The organism is Streptomyces sp. NPDC093221, assembly GCF_044753885.1.
GTDB lineage: Bacteria > Actinomycetota > Actinomycetes > Streptomycetales > Streptomycetaceae > Actinacidiphila.
Genome location: NZ_JBIVOA010000005.1, coordinates 371,654 through 389,873, shown reverse-complemented (window position 1 = coordinate 389,873; position 18,220 = coordinate 371,654). Strand labels below are relative to the sequence as shown.

The 18,220-nt window shown below is 72.0% G+C and carries 12 protein-coding genes and 3 tRNA genes; 9 read left to right on the top strand and 6 right to left on the bottom strand.

Annotated features, from left to right (window positions below; all coding sequences use genetic code 11):
• The first annotated feature begins 67 nt into the window (after positions 1 to 67).
• The 4 genes from ACIQCJ_RS22110 to ACIQCJ_RS22095 all read left to right on the top strand — a co-directional run bounded on the left by ACIQCJ_RS22110 (position 68) and on the right by ACIQCJ_RS22095 (position 4,271).
• Complete coding sequence (locus ACIQCJ_RS22110) at positions 68 to 499, top strand: gamma-glutamylcyclotransferase (protein WP_402712280.1); 432 nt, start codon at positions 68 to 70, stop codon at positions 497 to 499.
• 414 nt (positions 500 to 913) lie between these two features.
• Positions 914 to 2,164: a deoxyguanosinetriphosphate triphosphohydrolase gene (locus ACIQCJ_RS22105; RefSeq protein ID WP_402712372.1), complete on the top strand. Its 1,251-nt coding sequence runs from the start codon at positions 914 to 916 to the stop codon at positions 2,162 to 2,164.
• 302 nt (positions 2,165 to 2,466) lie between these two features.
• The gene (locus tag ACIQCJ_RS22100) at positions 2,467 to 3,729 is read left to right on the top strand and encodes an FAD-dependent oxidoreductase (protein WP_355344716.1); all 1,263 of its coding nucleotides are present in this window, start codon (positions 2,467 to 2,469) and stop codon (positions 3,727 to 3,729) included.
• 53 nt (positions 3,730 to 3,782) lie between these two features.
• Positions 3,783 to 4,271: a GNAT family N-acetyltransferase gene (locus ACIQCJ_RS22095; protein ID WP_355344719.1), complete on the top strand. Its 489-nt coding sequence runs from the start codon at positions 3,783 to 3,785 to the stop codon at positions 4,269 to 4,271.
• Between the two features lie 36 nt (positions 4,272 to 4,307).
• Here ACIQCJ_RS22095 and ACIQCJ_RS22090 read toward each other — a convergent pair whose 3' ends face one another.
• Positions 4,308 to 6,236 (bottom strand): glycoside hydrolase family 9 protein, encoded by a 1,929-nt coding sequence (locus ACIQCJ_RS22090; protein ID WP_402712279.1) that lies wholly within the window; start codon positions 6,234 to 6,236, stop codon positions 4,308 to 4,310.
• 151 nt (positions 6,237 to 6,387) lie between these two features.
• Between ACIQCJ_RS22090 and dnaG the strand changes: the two genes are divergently transcribed.
• A complete protein-coding gene (dnaG, locus tag ACIQCJ_RS22085; RefSeq protein ID WP_355344725.1) occupies positions 6,388 to 8,331 on the top strand; it encodes a DNA primase in 1,944 nt (647 codons plus the stop codon).
• Between the two features lie 120 nt (positions 8,332 to 8,451).
• Positions 8,452 to 9,630 carry a sigma-70 family RNA polymerase sigma factor gene (locus tag ACIQCJ_RS22080; protein ID WP_391160217.1) on the top strand — a complete coding sequence of 393 codons (1,179 nt, stop codon included), beginning with the start codon at positions 8,452 to 8,454 and terminating at the stop codon, positions 9,628 to 9,630.
• A gap of 28 nt (positions 9,631 to 9,658) precedes the next feature.
• Here the strand turns inward: ACIQCJ_RS22080 and ACIQCJ_RS22075 are convergent, their stop codons facing one another.
• The 5 genes from ACIQCJ_RS22075 to ACIQCJ_RS22055 form a co-directional block, all read right to left on the bottom strand.
• Complete coding sequence (locus ACIQCJ_RS22075; RefSeq protein ID WP_402712371.1) at positions 9,659 to 11,464, bottom strand: phosphatidylglycerol lysyltransferase domain-containing protein; 1,806 nt, start codon at positions 11,462 to 11,464, stop codon at positions 9,659 to 9,661.
• A gap of 207 nt (positions 11,465 to 11,671) precedes the next feature.
• Positions 11,672 to 13,591: an ABC transporter ATP-binding protein gene (locus ACIQCJ_RS22070; protein WP_402712370.1), complete on the bottom strand. Its 1,920-nt coding sequence runs from the start codon at positions 13,589 to 13,591 to the stop codon at positions 11,672 to 11,674.
• A 50-nt stretch (positions 13,592 to 13,641) separates the two neighbouring features.
• Positions 13,642 to 15,375, bottom strand: coding sequence for an ABC transporter ATP-binding protein (locus ACIQCJ_RS22065; RefSeq protein ID WP_355344731.1), 1,734 nt, complete (start codon positions 15,373 to 15,375; stop codon positions 13,642 to 13,644).
• 204 nt (positions 15,376 to 15,579) lie between these two features.
• Entirely contained in the window at positions 15,580 to 17,025 is a 1,446-nt protein-coding gene (locus ACIQCJ_RS22060; protein WP_355344733.1) for an FGGY family carbohydrate kinase, read from the bottom strand.
• A 116-nt stretch (positions 17,026 to 17,141) separates the two neighbouring features.
• Positions 17,142 to 17,441 carry a YtxH domain-containing protein gene (locus ACIQCJ_RS22055; protein WP_355344861.1) on the bottom strand — a complete coding sequence of 100 codons (300 nt, stop codon included), beginning with the start codon at positions 17,439 to 17,441 and terminating at the stop codon, positions 17,142 to 17,144.
• Positions 17,442 to 17,651: 210 nt separating this feature from the next.
• Between ACIQCJ_RS22055 and ACIQCJ_RS22050 the strand changes: the two genes are divergently transcribed.
• The 3 genes from ACIQCJ_RS22050 (at position 17,652) to ACIQCJ_RS22040 (ending at position 18,032) form a co-directional block, all read left to right on the top strand.
• Positions 17,652 to 17,724, top strand: a tRNA-Asn gene (locus ACIQCJ_RS22050).
• A 5-nt stretch (positions 17,725 to 17,729) separates the two neighbouring features.
• Positions 17,730 to 17,802: transfer RNA gene (locus ACIQCJ_RS22045), tRNA-Asn, on the top strand.
• A gap of 156 nt (positions 17,803 to 17,958) precedes the next feature.
• A tRNA-Ile gene (locus ACIQCJ_RS22040) sits at positions 17,959 to 18,032 on the top strand.
• The last annotated feature ends 188 nt before the right edge of the window (positions 18,033 to 18,220 follow it).

Sequence of the window (18,220 nt, the reverse complement as noted above, 5' to 3'; positions counted from 1 at the left end):
ACCCCCGCCCGGTTGCGTTATGGATCACAGTAAGACCCGCCACTGACAACGCCCCCGGAGCGCCCGCGTGACCGACCCCCGCCTCCCCTTCTTCCTCTACGGCACGCTGCTGCCCGGCAGGCGCAACCACGGCGTGCTGCGCGGCCGGGCCCGGACCTGGACACCGGCCGAACTGCCCGGCGCGCTGCTCTTCCACGGCCCCGGCTACCCGTACGCCGTCCCCGACCCGGCGGGCGAGGGCGTCGTCCACGGGGCGCTGGCGGCGGTCGGCCCCGAGGCGTACGCGGACGTCCTCGCCGACCTCGACCGGCTGGAGGAGTACGCGCCGGGCGCCCCCGCCAACCTCTACGAGCGCCGCCGTACGCACGTGCGCACGGCGGGCGGACCGGCCCCCGCCTGGGTGTACTTCGCGGCCGACCGCACCGCCCGTGAGCTGCTGCTCTCCGGCGAGCGGGTCTCCGGCGGCCGGTGGCTTCACAGCGGACCCGCGGCCGGGTGAGAGCACCGCAACCGGCTGTCGCGCCCGCGCGAACGACGAGGCAATCCGGCGCGCGCCTCGTACTTCACCGCACCCGGCCGCTTCGCCGCGCAGACCTCGGCCGCCGCGCCCTGGATCGCCGCGGCCCCGCTCGGCGCGCACGACGTGATGGCCGAGCTCGTACTGCGCCGGTACGACGAAGCCCTCCGCTACGACGGAACGCTCCTGGGCGCCGACGCCCGCCGTCGGGGCAGGTCAGCGCGGGCCACGGCGGCCCGGGCGCCGGTCGCGCGCCCGGTCCGCCACCCGCGCGTACGCCGCCGGTCACCGGGGCCGGTTACCGTCACGGGTATGGAAGAGAAGGACCGGTCACAGCGGGCGGCATCCGCGCACCTGGGCCCGTACGAGCGGTACGGGCCCTACGGCGAGGCCGATATGGAGCGGTATGTCGCGGAACCGGACAAGAGGCCGGGCCGTACGGCGTTCCAGCGCGACCGGGCGCGGGTGCTGCACTCGGCGGCGCTGCGCAGGCTGGCCGGGAAGACACAGGTCGTGGACCCGGGCGTCAACAGCGCGGCGGCGATCGACACCAGCCCGCGCACCCGGCTGACGCACTCGCTGGAGTGCGCGCAGGTCGGCAGGGAACTGGGCGCGGCGCTCGGCTGCGACCCCGACCTGGTGGAGACGGCGTGCCTGGCGCACGACCTCGGGCACCCGCCGTTCGGGCACAACGGCGAGCTGGTCCTGGCCGAATTCGCCGAGGACTGCGGCGGGTTCGAGGGCAACGCGCAGAGCCTGCGGCTGCTGACCCGGATCGAGCCGAAGAAATTCGTGCCGGACCCGGCGGGCGGCGACGCGCTGGTCAGCGTCGGCCTCAATCTCACCCGCGCCGCGCTGGACGCGGCGACCAAGTACCCGTGGGCGCGCGGCGGCCACCCCACCACGCCCGGCAGCCCCAAATTCGGCGCGTACGAGGACGACCTGCCGGTCTTCGGCTGGCTCCGGAAGGACGCGCCCGACGGCCGCCAGTGCTTCGAGGCGCAGGTCATGGACTGGGCCGACGACGTCGCGTATTCGGTGCACGACGTGGAGGACGGCCTCCAGGCCGGGCACATCGACCCCGGCGCGCTGACCTCCGCCCCCGAGCGCGCCGAGGTGTTCGGCTGCGCCGCCGCCCGCTATGTGCCGCCCGGCACCGACCCGGCCGAGCTGGCCGCGGCCCTCGACCGGCTGCTCGACCAACCCTGGTGGCCGCACGGCTACGACGGCACCGCCCTCGCCCAGGCGCGGCTCAAGGACGCCGCCTCCCAGCTCATCGGCCGCTTCTGCCTGGCGGCCGAGAGCGCCACCCGCGAGCGCTACGGCACCGGCCGCCTCACCCGCTACCGCGCGGAGCTGGTCGTGCCGCGCGAGCAGCGGCTCGAATGCGCCGTTCTCAAGGCGGTCGCCGACCGGTACGTCATGCAGCGCGCCGCGCAGGCCAAGCGCCGGGCCGAGCAGCGCGTGGTGATCGGCGAGCTGGCGCAGCGGCTGCTGGCGCGTGCCCCCGAGGGCCTTGACCCGCAGTTCCGCGGGATCTTCGACGCCGCCCCCGACGACCGCGCCCGCCGCCGCGCCGTCGTCGACCAGATCGCCTCCCTCACCGACGCGGCGGCCACCGCCCTGCACGCCCGGCTGCACGCGTAACCGCCGGAAACGGGGCGTCCGGTACGCCGGGATACCCGCCCGGCATATGGCCGGATGCCCACTGGGCAGAAGAAGCACGAGGGGATGGACGGCGCGGCGCTCTTCCGGACGGCCCTGACGTGCGGGACGCTCGTATGTACGCACAAGCAGGACGCACGAGCACGACGCGCCCTCAGACGCACCGCACGACGCACGAACAGAACGCACAAGCACCACGCACAAGCACCACGCACGCAGCACCGCACGACACGTACACGTACGCTCGCACACGTACCGATCGCCGACCCGCCTGGAGGGCCACCGTGGTGGACGCACACGAAACCTTCGTGATCGTCGGAGCAGGGCTCGCCGGGGCGAAGGCGGCCGAAACGCTCCGGGCCGAGGGTTTCACCGGCCGGGTGATACTGATCGGCGACGAGCGCGACCACCCCTATGAACGCCCGCCCCTGTCCAAGGGCTATCTGACCGGCGCCGACGAGCGCGACTCGGTCTTCGTGCAGAACACCTCCTGGTACGCCGAGCACGACATCGAGCTGCACCTGGGCCAGCCGGTCGTGCACCTGGACCCGGCCGCCAAATTCGTCCGCCTCGGCGACGGCACGACGCTGATGTACGACAAGCTGCTGCTCGCCACCGGCTCCGAGCCGCGCCGCCTGGACATCCCGGGCACCGACCTGGCCGGGGTGCACCACCTGCGCAGGCTCGCGCACGCCGACCGGCTCAAGCACGTGCTGACCAGCCTCGGCCGGGAGAACGGCCACCTGGTGGTGGCGGGCGCGGGCTGGATCGGCCTGGAGGTCGCCGCCGCGGCCCGCGGCTACGGCGCTGAGGTCACCGTCGTGGAGTCCGCGCCGACCCCGCTGCACTCGGTGCTCGGCCCCGAACTGGGCGCGGTCTTCACCGACCTGCACGCCGAGCACGGCGTCCGCTTCCACTTCGGCGCCCGGCTCACCGAGATCACCGGCCAGGACGGCATGGTGCTCGCCGCCCTCACCGACGACGGCGAGGAGCACCCGGCGCACGACGTGCTCGCCGCGATCGGCGCCGCCCCGCGCACCGCGCTGGCCGAGAGCGCGGGACTCGACCTGGTCGACCCGGCCGAGGGCGGCGGCATCGCCGTGGACGCCTCGCTGCGCACCTCGAACCCCGACATCTTCGCCGCGGGCGACGTCGCCAACGCCGAACACCCGCTGCTCGGCGGCCGGTTGCGCGTCGAGCACTGGGCGAACGCGCTGAACGGCGGCCCCGCCGCGGCCCGCGCCATGCTCGGCCGCCCGGTGTCGTACGACCGGGTTCCGTACTTCTTCTCCGACCAGTACGACCTGGGCATGGAGTTCTCGGGGAACGCGGCGCCCGGCTCGTACGACCAGGTGGTGTGCCGCGGCGATGTGGGCAAGCGGCAGTTCATCGCCTTCTGGCTGAACGAGGGGCGGGTGCTGGCGGGGATGAACGTCAATGTGTGGGACGTCACCGAGCCGATCCAGCAGCTCATCCGCTCCGGCCGCGCGGTCGACCCCGAGCGGCTGTCCGACCCGGCGGTGCCACTAACCTCGTTCCTGGACTGACCAGGAGCTTCCTTCCTGGACCGGCCGGACCGACCAGGAAGGGACACCCCGCCGTGCCCGTCACCCGTACCGCCGTCGTGCCCGTCGAGGAGATCTTCGCCCTGCGCTGGGCGGTGCTGCGGACCGGCCTGCCGCGCGAGACCGCCGTCTATCCGGAGGACTCGCGCGACGGCACGTTCCACATCGCCGCCTACGACGAGGAAGGCGCGGTACGGGGCTGCGCCACCTTCTTCCCCGAGCCGCTGTCGGGGGACGACGCCCTCGCGGACGCGGATACGGCCGGGGCGTCCGCGTACCGCTTCCGCGGCATGGGCAGCGCGCCCGAGGTCCGCGGCCAGGGGTTCGGCGGCGCGGCCCTGATCGCGGGACTGCGCGAGGCCGCGGCCCGCGGCGCCGAACTGGCCTGGTGCAACGGCCGTACGTCCGCCGCCGGTTTCTACGAGCACTTCGGCTTCACGGCGATCGGCGAGGAATTCGTCGTGGAACCGATCGGCCCGCACTACGTGTTCGTCACCAAGGACCTCGCGCGGGGTCCCGCGTAGGCCGTCGCCCAGCGCCTCTCCGCCTGTCCCCGAACGCTACTTCGACAGGTAGAAGGCCAGCAGCCCCGACGCGTCCATGTCCAGCGCCGGCTCCGAGCTCTGCCACGACCGCACGTCGTCCACGTACCGGCTGCCGCGCCCGTTGAAGGCGCTGTACGGGTCCGCGCCGCCGGGCGGGCACGGCCGCATGCCGTCCAGGTAGTCGCCGAGGCCGTCGCTGAACTGCTCCGCGCCGTTGGGCCCGTTGACGATCGCGCCCACCTCCAGCGGTCGTGAACCGGTCAGGCTCCCCGCGAGGTTGCCCAACTCGCCCGCCGTGCAGCGCGGGAAGGTCTGCCCCTGGCCGACCATGAAGGACGTGCCCCAGGCGTTCGCCCCCAGCAGCCAGTCGAGTTGCTGCACCGCGAAGCGGTCGAACGAGGTGTCGCCGGTCACCGAGCGGTACAGCCGCGTGGTGGCCGCGAGACCCAGCGTGTGCGAGTCCGCGTCGAAGTCGTCGTAGACCGCGCCCGCGTGGAACGGGTCAGCCGCCGCCCGCCGTTGCCCGGCGGCGATCTGGCCCTTCACGTAACCGACCAGGTCGGCGTACGTCACCGCGAGGCCGCGCGGGTGCCCGGCCGCCCTGATCGCCCGCGCCAGGTCGAGGTCGGCGAGCGCGCTGGTGTCGTACATGTTCAGCGTGTCCGCGCCCGCGTCGCTCTGGTGCGCCTTCGCCCAACTCGCCGCCTGCTTCAGCCAGTCCGCGCCGCGCCGGTCGTGCAGCCGCTGCGCCGCCAGCGCCAACTCGGCCCCGCCGAAGGCCAGATCGTCCTTCCAGCTCGTCTCGGGGTAGTAGCCGTACGGCACGGTGGTGACGAGCGTGCCAGGGCGCGTGTCGGCCAGGCCGTAGATCTGCGCCGCGGTGTTCAGATACGCGCGGGCCTTGGCGGGCGCGGTGGCCGCGTACCGCTGGGCGGCGAGCGCGAAGTCGGCGGCGAGCCGGCCCGCCTGGTTGGGGCTGAGCTTCGCGCCGGGGGCGCCCGCCCTGAACACCGGGCGGTTCTTCAGGAACGGGTGCGCGGAGTCCTTGTCGTCCTTCTCCGGCAGCCGCCATACGTCGTGGTCGCCGACGACGCTGCCGCTGTCCGTACCGGAGCCGAGGCCGACCTGGATGTACAGCGTCTTCGTTGTGCCGTCCCACATCTTGTCGAGCCAGTCCAGGCCGTGCTGCGCCTCGCCGCCGAGAGCCGAGGCGGGGCCCGCGCCGGTCTGCCGGGCGGCGATCTGGAGCGCGGCGACGGCGTACGAGGTGGTCTCGGTGAACTTCAGGTAGTCGCCCGCGTCGAACCAGCCGCCGGAGACGTCCACCGGGGCCGCGCCCGCGATCTTCTTCGGGGTGGCCTTGATCGTGTCGCCGTCGGGGTCGGTGAACGACGGCCACGCGTAGACGGCGGTGTGCGCGTCGTTGAGATGCGACGGCTTGCGCCGCAGCTGCCCGGGGATCGTCCTCGCGCCGTCGCGCTGGGCCTGGAAGAAGGCGGTGGCGTCGGCGGCGGGACGGCCGAAGACGGCCTTCGCCGAGCCGATGGTGAAGGCGGGGGAGGAGGCGGTGGCGGTGCCGCCGACCACCAGCCGGTAGGTGCCGGGCGTGCGCACCGCGCTGAAGTCGATCAGGTAGACGGCCGGATACGCGCTGTTCCAGCGGCCCAGGCTCGCCCCCGTGCTGCCGTGCGCGACGACCCGGCCGCCGCGGCCGACCAGCTTCCACGACGCCTCGCCGACCGCGCTCTTGGCCAGCAGGAACGCTTCTTTGGCGCCGCTTCCCGCGTAGCCGACCTGGTTCACCCGGACCTCGCCGGTGGTCGCGGCCTGGGCGGTGTCCGCGCCGCCCGCCAGCGACAGCGCCGCCAGCACGGCGGTCGCGGTGACAGCCGTCGCCGCGGCGGTGGTCCATCTGCGGAGCGGCCTTCTGCGAAGCTCGGGCATGCGGCTGTGTCTCCCCACGACTTCGGAACCCCAATAGGAAAGGTTCCTAACGATTGGCGAAGCTAGTCCTCACCCCCGCCCGGGTCAAGACCTTCGTCGCCACCCACCGCCCGGCGCTCCGCTGTCCCACCAGCGCCGTAGACTTGCGCGAGTGGCGGGCAGGATCAGAGACGAAGACGTGAAGGCGGTACGGGACGCGGTCCCGATCGACGCCGTCGTCTCCGAATACCTCCAGCTCAAAAACGCCGGCGGCGGCAATCTCAAGGGCCTGTGCCCCTTCCACGACGAGAAATCCCCCTCCTTCCAGGTCAGCCCCTCCAAGGGCCTCTACCACTGCTTCGGCTGCGGGGAAGGCGGGGACACCCTCGCGTTCGTCATGAAGCTCGACCATCTGTCGTTCACCGAGGCCGTCGAGCGCTTGGCCGGGCAGGCCGGGATCACGCTGCGGTACGAGGAGGGCAGCCATGTCCCCGGGCGGCAGCAGGGCGAGCGGATCCGGCTGGTCGAGGCGCACAAGGCCGCCGCGCAGTTCTATGTGGAGCAACTGGGCGGGGCGGAGGCGGAGATCGGCCGGAGGTTCCTGGCCGAGCGCGGCTTCGACCAGGCGGCGGCGGAGCACTTCGGGGTGGGGTACGCGCCCGCCGGGTGGGACCACCTGGTGCGGTATCTGCGGGGGAAGGGCTTCACCGACAAGGAGCTGATCACCGCGGGGCTGGCCTCCGAGAGCCGCAGGGGCGGGGCGATCGACCGCTTCAGGGGGCGGCTGATCTGGCCGATCCGGGACATCACCGGCGAGGTGATCGGCTTCGGCGCGCGCAAGCTGCGCGAGGACGACCAGGGGCCGAAGTACCTGAACACCTCCGAGACGCCGCTCTACAAGAAGTCCCAGGTGCTGTACGGCATCGACCTGGCCAAGAAGGAGATCGCCAAGACCGGGCGGGCGGTGGTCGTCGAGGGGTACACCGACGTGATGGCCTGCCATCTCGCCGGGGTCACCACGGCCATCGCCACCTGCGGCACCTCCTTCGGCGGCGACCACATCAAGATCCTGCGCCGGCTGCTGATGGACAATTCGACCGCCGAGGTGGTCTTCACCTTCGACGGCGACGAGGCGGGCCAGAAGGCCGCGCTGCGGGCGTTCGAGGACGACCAGAAATTCGCCGCCGAGACGTCGATCGCGATCACGCCCGGCGGGATGGACCCGTGCGAACTGCGGCTCGCCGAGGGCGACGCGGCCATCCAGCGGCTGATCGACGGCCGCACCCCGCTGTTCGCCTTCGCGCTGCGCTCCATCGTGTCCCGCTACAACCTGGACACCGACGAGGGCCGGGTCGCGGCCGTGGACGCGGGGGTCGCCGTGGTCGCCGCGATCAAGAACCAGGCGCTGCGCGACCGTTACGCGATCCGGCTGGTCGGCATGGCCGGGATCGGCACGCAGTCCGAGGAGCAGTCGATCATCCGCCGGGTCCGCGCGATGGCCAGGGCCCGCGCGGCGGGCGGCGGCAGCACCGACAACCGCCCGCAGTACGGCCGCCAGGGCCAGGGTGGTCCGTACGCGGGCGGCGACCGGCAGTCCTCCGGCGTCCCCGCGCAGAACGCGCCGCGCGGCCCCCGCCTGGACCTGCGCAGCCCCGCCCACCGCGTCGAGCGCGAGCTGCTCAAGCTCGCCCTCCAGTACCCGAAGCTGGTCTCCCCGGCCTTCGACGCGTACGGCGAGGACGAGTTCACCGGACCGCCCTACGCCGCCGTGCGCCGGGTGATCGCCGAGGCGGGCGGCGTCGAGGCGGCCGACGGCGACTATCTCGTACGGGTCCGCGAGGCCGCGCCCGACGACACCGTACGGATGATGGTCACCGAACTGGCCGTCGAGCCGGTGATGCACAAGTCGCCCGAGTTCTACGCGGGCGAGGTGCTGGTCCGGGTGCGGATCAACGCGGTGGAGCGGCGCGTGGCCCAGGTGCACGCCACGCAGGCGCGGTTTGCCGCCCAGGGCGTCCCGCAGGACTCGCCCGAGGTCACCGCGTCGCTGGGCGAGCTGTGGGCGCTCCAGCAGTACGGCCAGCGGCTGCGCGAACAGGGCGCGGCGGGGCTGTAACCGCCGCGGGCGTACGCCCGGGCATATGCCTTGCGTCACCGCACGGACCTGAGCGGTGACCTTGTGTGAAAAAGGGAGCGCACGCCCCTCGTAGCGGAGCCGCGTCGTGGGCCACACTGGGTGACGGCGCCCAGGGCCTGTCCGGCAAGACGCGCTGCGAGCCCGAGGACGCGCTCACTTCTGGAGGTCGCTTCCGTGCAGACCCAGACCCAGATCCACACCCAGATCCAGACCCTCACGACCGCGGCCGAGGTGGTGGCGATGGAGCCCCAGGCGGAACCGCCAGGGAACCTCACGGGGTCGCGGGTGCCGGAGCAACGCGTGGTCACCGACGAGCGGGACGACGAGGACGCGGTGCCGGTACGGCCGCCGCGCGAGGAGTCCGCGGGCCCGTCCGCCGACCTCTTCCGGCAGTATCTGCGCGAGATCGGCCGTATCCCGCTGCTCACGGCGGCCGAAGAGGTGGACCTGGCCCGCCGGGTGGAGGCCGGACTCTTCGCCGAGGAGAAGCTCGGCGCCTTTCCCGACCTGGACTCGCAGCTCGCCGTCGACCTCGACCGCCTGGTGGTGCTCGGCCGGATGGCCAAGCGCCGCCTCATCGAGGCCAATCTGCGGCTGGTCGTCTCGGTCGCCAAGCGGTACATCGGCCGCGGCCTGACCATGCTCGACCTGGTCCAGGAGGGCAATCTCGGGCTGATCCGGGCGGTGGAGAAGTTCGACTACGCGCGCGGCTACAAGTTCTCGACGTACGCGACCTGGTGGATCCGCCAGGCGATGTCGCGGGCGCTGGCCGACCAGGCCAGGACGATACGGGTCCCCGTGCACGTGGTGGAGCTGATCAACCGGGTGGTGCGGGTGCAGCGGCGGCTGCTCCAGGAGCGCGGCTACGAGCCGAGCACCGAGGAGGTCGCCGCCCAGCTCGACCTGCCGGAGGAGCGGGTCAGCGAGGTGCTGCGGCTGGCCCAGGAGCCGGTGTCGCTGCACGCGCCGGTCGGCGAGGAGGAGGACGTCGCGCTCGGCGACCTCATCGAGGACGGCGACGCCGCCTCGCCCGTGGAGTCCGCGGCCTTCCTGCTGCTGCGCGAGCACCTGGAAGCGGTGCTGTCCACGCTCGGCGAGCGCGAGCGCAAGGTCGTCCAGCTCCGCTACGGCCTCGCCGACGGCCGCCCCCGCACCCTGGAGGAGATCGGCCGCATCTTCGGCGTGACCCGCGAACGCATCCGCCAGATCGAGTCCAAGACCCTCAACAAGCTCCGCGACCACGCCTTCGCCGACCAGCTCCGCGGCTACCTCGACTGAGACCCCCCGCGGCGGAGCCCCCCAGGCCCTAGCCGTCCCTGCGCAGCCGCGCCAGCGGCCTCGGCGCCACCACGAACCCCTCGGCGCGCGCGCTCGCCAGCCCGATCCGCGGCAGATGCGCGCTCTTGGCGAAGAGCAGGAAGCGCGGCTCCCAGATGGGCCGGTACTTGGCGTTCGCGCGGTACAGCGACTCCAGTTGCCACCAGCGGGAGAAGAACATCAGGGCCGAGCGCCACAGCCGCAGCACCGGGCCCGCGCCCAGCCGGGCGCCGTCCTCGAACACCGACCGGAACATCGCGAAGTTGAGCGACACCCGCTCCACGCCGACGTCGGCGGCGCGTTCGATCAGGTCGAGGACCATGAACTCGACCAGGCCGTTCTCGCTGTCCCGGTCGCGCCGCATCAAGTCCAGCGACAGCCCCTTCGGGCCCCACGGCACGAAGCTGAGCAGCGCCTTCAACTCGCCCTCGCCGTCGAGGCATTCGGTCATCACGCAGTCGCCGTCGGCCGGGTCGCCGAGCCTGCCGAGCGCCATCGAGAAGCCGCGCTCGGTGGCGCCGTCCCGCCAGCGGTCCGCCGCCTCGATCAGCGCGGCCGTCTCGTCGGCCGGGATGTCGCGGTGCCGCCGGATACGGGTGGTGTAACCGGCGCGCCGCACCCGGTTGTACGCCTGCCGCACGCCGCGCATCGCCCGGCCGTCCAGGGTGAACTCGTCGGTCTCCACGATGGCTTCGTCGCCCAGTTCCAGCGCGTCCAGGCCGTGCCGGGCGTAGACGGTGCCGCCCTCCTCGCTGGCGCCCATCACCGCGGGGATCCAGGCGTGGTCGCGGGTCTCCACCAGCCAGGCGTCGATGGCGCCCGGCCATGCCTCGACGTCGCCGATCGGGTCGCCGGAGGCCAGGGCCACACCGCCGACCACGCGGTAGGCGACGGCGGCCTTGCCGCTGGGCGAGAAGATGACGGACTTGTCGCGGCGCAGCGCGAAGTAGCCGAGCGAGTCGCGGGCGCCGTGCCGGGCGAGCAGTTCGCGCAGCCGGTCCTCGTCGTCGCGGCTCTGGAGGTCCCGGCCGCGCGGGGAGCGGAAGAGCGCGTAGAGCACGGCGAGCAGCAGGCCGAGGCCCGCCAGGTTGAGGCCGCTGCTGACCCACGGGCTGATGTGCAGATTCGGCTCGATGTCGGAGTCGCGGCTCAGGGTCGTCAGCCGCAGCGCCACGTACCAGACGCGGTCGCCGACGCTGGCGCGCTCCGGGCCGACGGCCGTGACCAGGGTGGTGCCGACCAGGACCGACAGCAGCGCGCCGACGCCGAGGACGGCGAGCGCGAGCTGCGGGTTGGTGCGGTCGCCCTTGCCGTGGAATTCGCGGCGGCCGAGCGCGCCGAAGCACAGCACGGTCAAAGTGAGCGCGGTGGAGACCCAGTTGAACGGGTGCCGTCGCAGGTCGTCGTAGCACAGCGCCCACACCGACAGGGCCGCGTAGCCGCCGCACAGCGCCATGAAGACGATCCAGGCCACGCGCTTGTGGCGGGCCAGCATCATGGCCATGAAGAGCGTCGCGGCGGCCGAGCCGAAGCCCGCGAAGAGCATGAACGGCGTGAACAGCTCACCGGTGTTGTGGTTCGACATCTCCTGACGGATCGTCAGGGACACGGCGGACAGCAGATCGACGACGCCGATCACCCGCAGGTACCAGATCGGCACCCGCGCGCTGCGCCGCGCCAGCGTCGAGGTCTCGCGCCGCGCGGGGCAGCGCACCGGGTCGGAACCGCCCGGTCGCCCCTGCCGCGGCCCCTCGGCCGTACTCGTACCCGTACCCGAATCCGTGCTCGTACCCATACGGGTACTCGTACCCGCCCGCGTGCCGGTACCCGCGACCGACGCCGCGGTGGTGGCGCTGCTCATCACTTCTGCCCTTCCGGAGGTACGGCGGCACAGGCTACCAACGCCGCGCGCCGCCGTACCCGCTGGCTCCTCGGGTTTTCCGGCCCCCCGCTCCGGCCGGTCGGCCGGGACGGAACACCCGTCCCGGCCGGCCCTCGTACCTCAGTCGACCTCCGCCACGGCCTGCGCGAACTGCGCCGCGTACAACCGCGCGTACGCGCCCTTGGCCGCCAACAGCTCCTCGTGCGTGCCCTGTTCGACGATCGCGCCGGACTCCATCACCAAGATGACGTCGGCGTCGCGGATCGTGGACAGCCGGTGCGCGATCACGAAGCTGGTACGGCCGTGGCTGAGCTTGGCCATCGCCCGCTGGATCAGCACCTCGGTACGGGTGTCGACGGAGCTGGTCGCCTCGTCCAGTACCAGGATCGTCGGATCGGACAGGAACGCCCGCGCGATGGTGATGAGTTGTTTCTCACCCGCGCTGACCCCCGCGCCCTCGTCGTCGATCACCGTGTCGTAGCCCTCGGGCAGCGTGCGGATGAAGCGGTCCGCGTGCGCGGCGCGCGCCGCCTCCTCGATCTGCTCGGCGGTCGCCCCCTCGCTGCCGTAGCCGATGTTCTCCGCGATCGTGCCGCCGAACAGCCAGGTGTCCTGGAGGACCATGCCGATCGAGGAGCGCAGCTCCTCGCGGGAGAGCGTGGCCACATCGGTGCCGTCCAGGGTGATCCGGCCGCCGGACACCTCGTAGAACCGCATCAGCAGATTGACCAGCGTGGTCTTGCCCGCGCCGGTCGGGCCGACGATCGCGACGGTGTGGCCCGGCTCCACCTTCAGCGACAGGTGGTCGATCAGCGGCTTGTCCGGGTCGTAGCGGAAGCTCACGTCCTCCAACGCTACCCGGCCCCGCACCGGCACCCGGGGGACGTCCCGCTTCGCCGGCTCCGCCGACTGCTCCTCGGCGTCGAGGAGTTCGAAGACCCGCTCGGCCGACGCGATGCCGGACTGGATCAGGTTCGACATGCTCGCCACCTGCGTCAGCGGCTGGCTGAACTGCCGCGAGTACTGCACGAACGCCTGGACGTCACCGATGGACAGCGCGCCCGACGCGACCCGCAGGCCACCGACGACGGCCACCAGCACGTAGTTCAGATTGCCGATGAACATCATCATCGGCTGGATCGTGCCGGAGATGAACTGCGCCTTGAAGCCCGAGCGGTACAGCGCCTCGTTCTGCTCCTCGAAGGCCGCCGCCGACTCCTCCGCGCGCCCGAAGACCTTCACCAGCGAGTGGCCGGTGTACATCTCCTCGATGTGCGCGTTGAGCTTGCCGGTGGTCTTCCACTGCTGGATGAACTGCGGCTGCGCGCGCTTGCCGACCCGCGTGGCCACCAGCAGCGTCAGCGGCACGGTGACCAGCGCGATCAGCGCCAGCAGCCAGGAGATCCAGAACATCATGGCCAGCACGCCCACGATGGTCAGCAGCGAGTTCACCAGCTGGCCCATGGTCTGCTGCATCGTCTGGCCGATGTTGTCGATGTCGTTGGTGGCCCGGCTCAGCACCTCGCCGCGCGGCTGCCGGTCGAAGTACGACAGCGGCAGCTTCGCCAGCTTGTCCTCGACGTCGGAGCGCATCCGGAACATCGCCCGGTTGATCACCTTGGTCGCGGTGCGCATCTGGAAGACGCTGAAGACGGCCGCGGCCACGTACACCGCGAGGACCACCAGCAGCACCTTGCCGATGGCGTCGAAGTCCATGCCCTGGCCCGGCGTGAAACCGATGCCCTTGAGCATGTCGGCGACCCGGCCGTCACCGTGCGCGCGCAGCGTGTCGAGCGCCTGCTGCTTGGTGCCGCCGGGGAACCGCCGTCCGATCACCCCGGCGAAGATCAGGTCGGTGGCGTGACCGAGGATGCGCGGCCCGGTCACCGCGAGCGCGACGCTCGCCGTGCCGAGGACCAGCACCAGGCAGAGCAGGAAACGGTCGGGACGCATCAGACCCAGCAGCCGCTTCAGCGACCCGCCGAAGTCCATCGGCTTCTCGACCGGGCCGCCGCTCATGAAGCGCGCGGGCCCGCCCATCGGCCGCGGCGGGCGCTGCGCGGCGGCGGGCTTGTGCTCGTCGTCGCTCATCAGGCGGCCTCGGCTTCCGTGAGCTGGGACAGGACGATCTCCCGGTAGGTCTCGTTGTCGGTCATCAGCTCGGTGTGCGTGCCGGTGCCGACGACCCGGCCCTCGTCCAGGACGACGATCCGGTCCGCGTCACGGATGGTGGACACCCGCTGGGCGACGATCAGCACGGTCGCGGCGGCGGTCTCGTGCAGCAGCGCGCGGCGCAGCGCCGCGTCCGTCGCGTAGTCCAGCGCCGAGAAGGAGTCGTCGAAGAGGTAGATCTCCGGCTTGCGGACCAGGACCCGCGCGATGGCCAGGCGCTGCCGCTGCCCGCCGGAGACATTGCTGCCGCCCTGCGCGATGGGCGCGTCGAGCCCGCCGTCGAGCCGCTCCACGAAGTCCTTGGCCTGCGCCACCTCCAGCGCGTGCCACAGCTCCTCGTCGGTGGCGTCCGGTTTGCCGTACCGCAGGTTGGTCGCGACGGTGCCGGAGAACAGATACGGCTTCTGCGGTACGAGGCCGACGGTCTCGGCCAGCAGCGCGGGGGCCAGCTCCGCGACGTCCTCGCCGTCGACCAGCACCCGGCCGCCCGTCGCGTCGTACAGCCGCGGGATCAGGCCGAGCAGCGTCGACTTGCCGCTGCCGGTGGAGCCGATGATCGCGGTCACCTCACCGGGCCTGGCGACCAGGTCGACCCCGCGCAGGACGGCCGCCTCCGCGCCGGGGTAGGCGAACTCCACGCCGGTCAGCTCCAGGTCGCCGTGGCGGCGCAGGGTCAGCACGGGCGCGGTCGGCGGGACGACGCTGGACTCGGTGCCCAGCACCTCCTCGATGCGCTCGGCGCAGACCTCGGCGCGCGGCACCATCATGAACATGAAGGTGGCCATCATGACCGACATCAGGATCTGCATCAGATAGCTCAGGAACGCCGTCAGGGCGCCGATCTGCATCCCGCCGCTGTCGATGCGGTGCGCGCCGAACCACAGCACGGCGACGCTGGAGATGTTCACCACGCCCATCACCAGCGGGAACATCAGCGCCATCAGCTTTCCGGTGGCCAGCGACACATCGGTCAGACTGTCGTTGGCCTCGGCGAAGCGGCGCTGCTCGTAGTCGTCCTTGACGAAGGCGCGGATCACGCGGATGCCGGTGATCTGCTCGCGCAGCACCCGGTTCACGGTGTCCACGCGGGTCTGCATCGTGCGGAACAGCGGGCGCATCCTGCGGATGATCAGGCTGATCACGATGCCGAGCAGCGGCACCACGGCCAGTAGCAGAGACGACAGCGGCACGTCCTGGCCGAGCGCCATGATGATGCCGCCGACGCACATGATCGGCGCGGACACCATCAGCGTGAACGTCAGCAGCACCAGCATCTGCACCTGCTGCACGTCATTGGTGGTGCGGGTGATCAGCGACGGCGCCCCGAACTGCCCGACCTCGCGGGCCGAGAAGCTCTGCACCCGGTCGAAGACCGACGCGCGGATGTCACGGCCGACCGCCATCGAGGTCCGGGCGCCGAAGAAGACCGCGCCGATCGCGCAGCAGACCTGGACGACGGTCACCCCGATCATGACGCCGCCCAGCCCCACGATGTAGCCGGTGTCGCCCTTCACCACCCCGTTGTCGATGATGTCGGCGTTGAGCGTGGGCAGGTAGAGCGTGGCTATGGTCTGGACGAGTTGGAGCAGTACCAAGAGACCGATGGGTCGCTTGTACGGGCCCAGGTGGGCCCGCAGGAGTCTGATCAGCACACTGAAACCTCGGTGTCGGCGGTACGGGTGCCGCGTACCCGGCGGGACGTACGCAGGCGGCGGAAGGCGCGTACGGAGACGCAGCGCGGGGGAGGGGACGTTGCCCCGGCCCGCCGAGCTTTGCCCGCCCTTTGCCCGTCTTGATCGGCGGAGGATCTTATCTTCCGACACCGCCGGGCCGCATGGGATTAAAGCGAGATGGGATTAAAGCGAGGCAAAGGCCCCCGGGTGAGTCTGCTCGCGCACCGCGACGTACTGCTGACGCACCGCTGACCCCACGGCCGAGTCGTCGCCCGGCTCCAGCAGTTGCGTGGCCGCCTCGGCCCACGGCGGCGGCTCGGTCTGCGACTGCGAGCCGAGCACCGCGCCCAGCGACCAGGCGGCCTGCCGCGCCGCGCCCAGCGCCGCGTACTCGGCGGCCGGCGGGACGACGACCTGCGTGCCGAACAGCGCGGGCGCGATGGCGCGCACCGCGGGCAGCTCGCCCGCCGCGCCCAGCAGGAACACCCGGCGCACCTCGACGCCCTTGTTGCGCAGCACGTCCAGCGCGTCCGTCAGCCCGCACAGCATGCCCTCGAAGGCGGCCCGCGCCAGGTGCTCCGGCTTCATCGAGTCGCGCCGCAGCCCGGCCAGCGTCCCCGCGGTGTGCGGCAGATCGGGCGTCCGCTCGCCCTCCAGATACGGCAGCAGCACCAGTCCGTACGCGCCGGGCGTGGACTGGAGCGCCAGTTCGGACAGCCCGGCCAGGTCGGTGCCGAGCAGATCGGCGGTGCCGCGCAGCGTACGGACGGCGTTGCGCACCTGCACCACCGGCAGATGGCGGCCGGTCGCGTCGGCGAAGGCGGTGACCGTACCCGTCGGGTCCTTCAGCGCCTCGTGGTGCACGGCGAAGACGGTGCCGGCCGCGCCCAGGGAGACCACCGCGTCGCCGGGGCCGAGGCCCAGGCCCAGGGCGGCGGCCATGTTGTCGCCGGTGCCCGCGGAGATCAGCAGGCCCTCGGGGGTCTGTCCCGCGGGTTCGGCGGGGGCCAGTACGTCGGGGAGCGCCACCTGGTGGCCGAGCGCCCGCTCGACCAGATCCGTGCGGTACTCGCCGGTGGCCGCCGACCAGTAGCCGGTGCCCGAGGCGTCGCCGCGGTCGGTCGTACGGCGCGCGGGCCGCCCCAGCAACTGCCACACCAGCCAGTCGTGCGGGAGCATCACCTGCGCTATGCGCGTGGCCGTCTGCGGTTCGTGCTGCGCGATCCAGCGCAGCTTCGCCACCGGATACGCGGCCTGCGGCACCGAGCCGACCGCCTCGGCCCACCCGGCCGCCCCGCCCAGTTCGTCGGTGAGGTCCACGGCCTGCGCCTGCGCCCGCTTGTCGCCGCGCAGCAGCGCCGGGCGTACGGCCACCCCGCCCGCGTCCAGGGCCAGCAGCCCGTGCTGCTGCCCGGAGATGCCTATCGCCTGCACCCCTTCGAGGACGCCGTCCTTGGCCGCCTCGCCCAGCGACAGCAGCCACGCCTGCGGGTCGATCTCGGTCGGCTTCTCGCCGTCGTCCAGAGGGTGCGGCGCATGGCCCTGCCTGAGTACCGCCCCGGTCTCGCTGTCGCACACGACGACGGTCGTACCGGTGGTGGAGCTGTCTATGCCCGCGACTTTCCCCATGGACGAGATGATGCCCCACGGGGGGCGGGTGCGGGGTGACAGCTGTGCATCAGGTTGCGTCAGGTGTTCGAGAAACGGGCGGGGTGCGGGCGGGATGCGGGCGGGGATGCCCTTCCTCAGGTGTTGGAGGTGCCCCAGTCGTCCTCGGGCGGCGCGCTGCGGTCGCGCAGTGCCTTCACCCGCTCGGTCACCGACTCCGGCAGCCGGTCGCCGACCTTCGCCGTCACCGTGTCCGCGGCCTTCACCGCGGCGTTCCTGCCGGTCTGCGCGGCGCTCTCCGCCGCGTTGCGCACCGCCGGGTTCTGCGCGACGCGCTGCGCGCTCTTGCGCAACTGCTCGTACCGCTCGCGCCCGGCGCGCGCGCCGAGCACATAGCCGACGACGGCTCCACTGATGAACGTCAGCCGGTAGCGCATGGGCTCCACCCTCTTTCCGTCGGACACGTCAGGCATAGGACAAGTCGGGCCAAGGTGCCGTGTGCTGCGCGCCTACCCTGTGCACCCGGGTGACAACCCTGGCGCAACTGGTTGGCGGAGCACCCCCTCACTTGCGCTAATGTATGTGTCGCAGCGAACGCGCGCCGTCCGGGGACACCCTGACGAGTGCATTCGGTGCACGCAGAGCGATCCCCTGTAGCTCAATTGGCAGAGCAGCCGGCTGTTAACCGGCAGGTTACTGGTTCGAGTCCAGTCGGGGGAGCTCGGTCCCCTGTAGCTCAATTGGCAGAGCAGCCGGCTGTTAACCGGCAGGTTACTGGTTCGAGTCCAGTCGGGGGAGCGCCGGATCAGGACCCCGTTGGGGTCCTTTTTCATGTCCCGGGGAACCAACTCCCCGCCCCCGCGAGTCCACCCAATGACGCGTCTGTGACCCGCGAGGGCGACAGATCGTATGAGCAGCTATGCTGCGGCAGACGGCGCGCGAGGCGCACCGTACGGGGCGGTAGCTCAGCCGGTTAGAGCAGCGGACTCATAATCCGTCGGTCGTGGGTTCGAGTCCCACCCGCCCCACCCTGCGCCGTGCCGCGAAGCCGGCACTTCGCGGACGGTCTCCGGGGGCGGCGATCATGGTGCCGACACCCCCCGCGCGAGCATCCGTCCGAGTGGCGTCCGCGGCACGTCCTTGACGGGGCCGGGTGAGGTCGCCCTGGCGGCCTCGTGGCACAACTCGGCGGGGGACAGGGCTGATCGGCGTGAGA

Coding starts and splice junctions, on each gene's coding strand:
- ACIQCJ_RS22105 (WP_402712372.1), top strand. CDS start 914: ATGGAGCGGTATGTCGCGGAACCGGACAAGAGGCCGGGCCGTACGGCG.
- ACIQCJ_RS22090 (WP_402712279.1), bottom strand. CDS start 6,236: ATGCCCGAGCTTCGCAGAAGGCCGCTCCGCAGATGGACCACCGCCGCG.
- ACIQCJ_RS22075 (WP_402712371.1), bottom strand. CDS start 11,464: ATGGGTACGAGCACGGATTCGGGTACGGGTACGAGTACGGCCGAGGGG.
- ACIQCJ_RS22070 (WP_402712370.1), bottom strand. CDS start 13,591: ATGGGCGGGCCCGCGCGCTTCATGAGCGGCGGCCCGGTCGAGAAGCCG.
- ACIQCJ_RS22060 (WP_355344733.1), bottom strand. CDS start 17,025: ATGGGGAAAGTCGCGGGCATAGACAGCTCCACCACCGGTACGACCGTC.
- ACIQCJ_RS22055 (WP_355344861.1), bottom strand. CDS start 17,441: ATGCGCTACCGGCTGACGTTCATCAGTGGAGCCGTCGTCGGCTATGTG.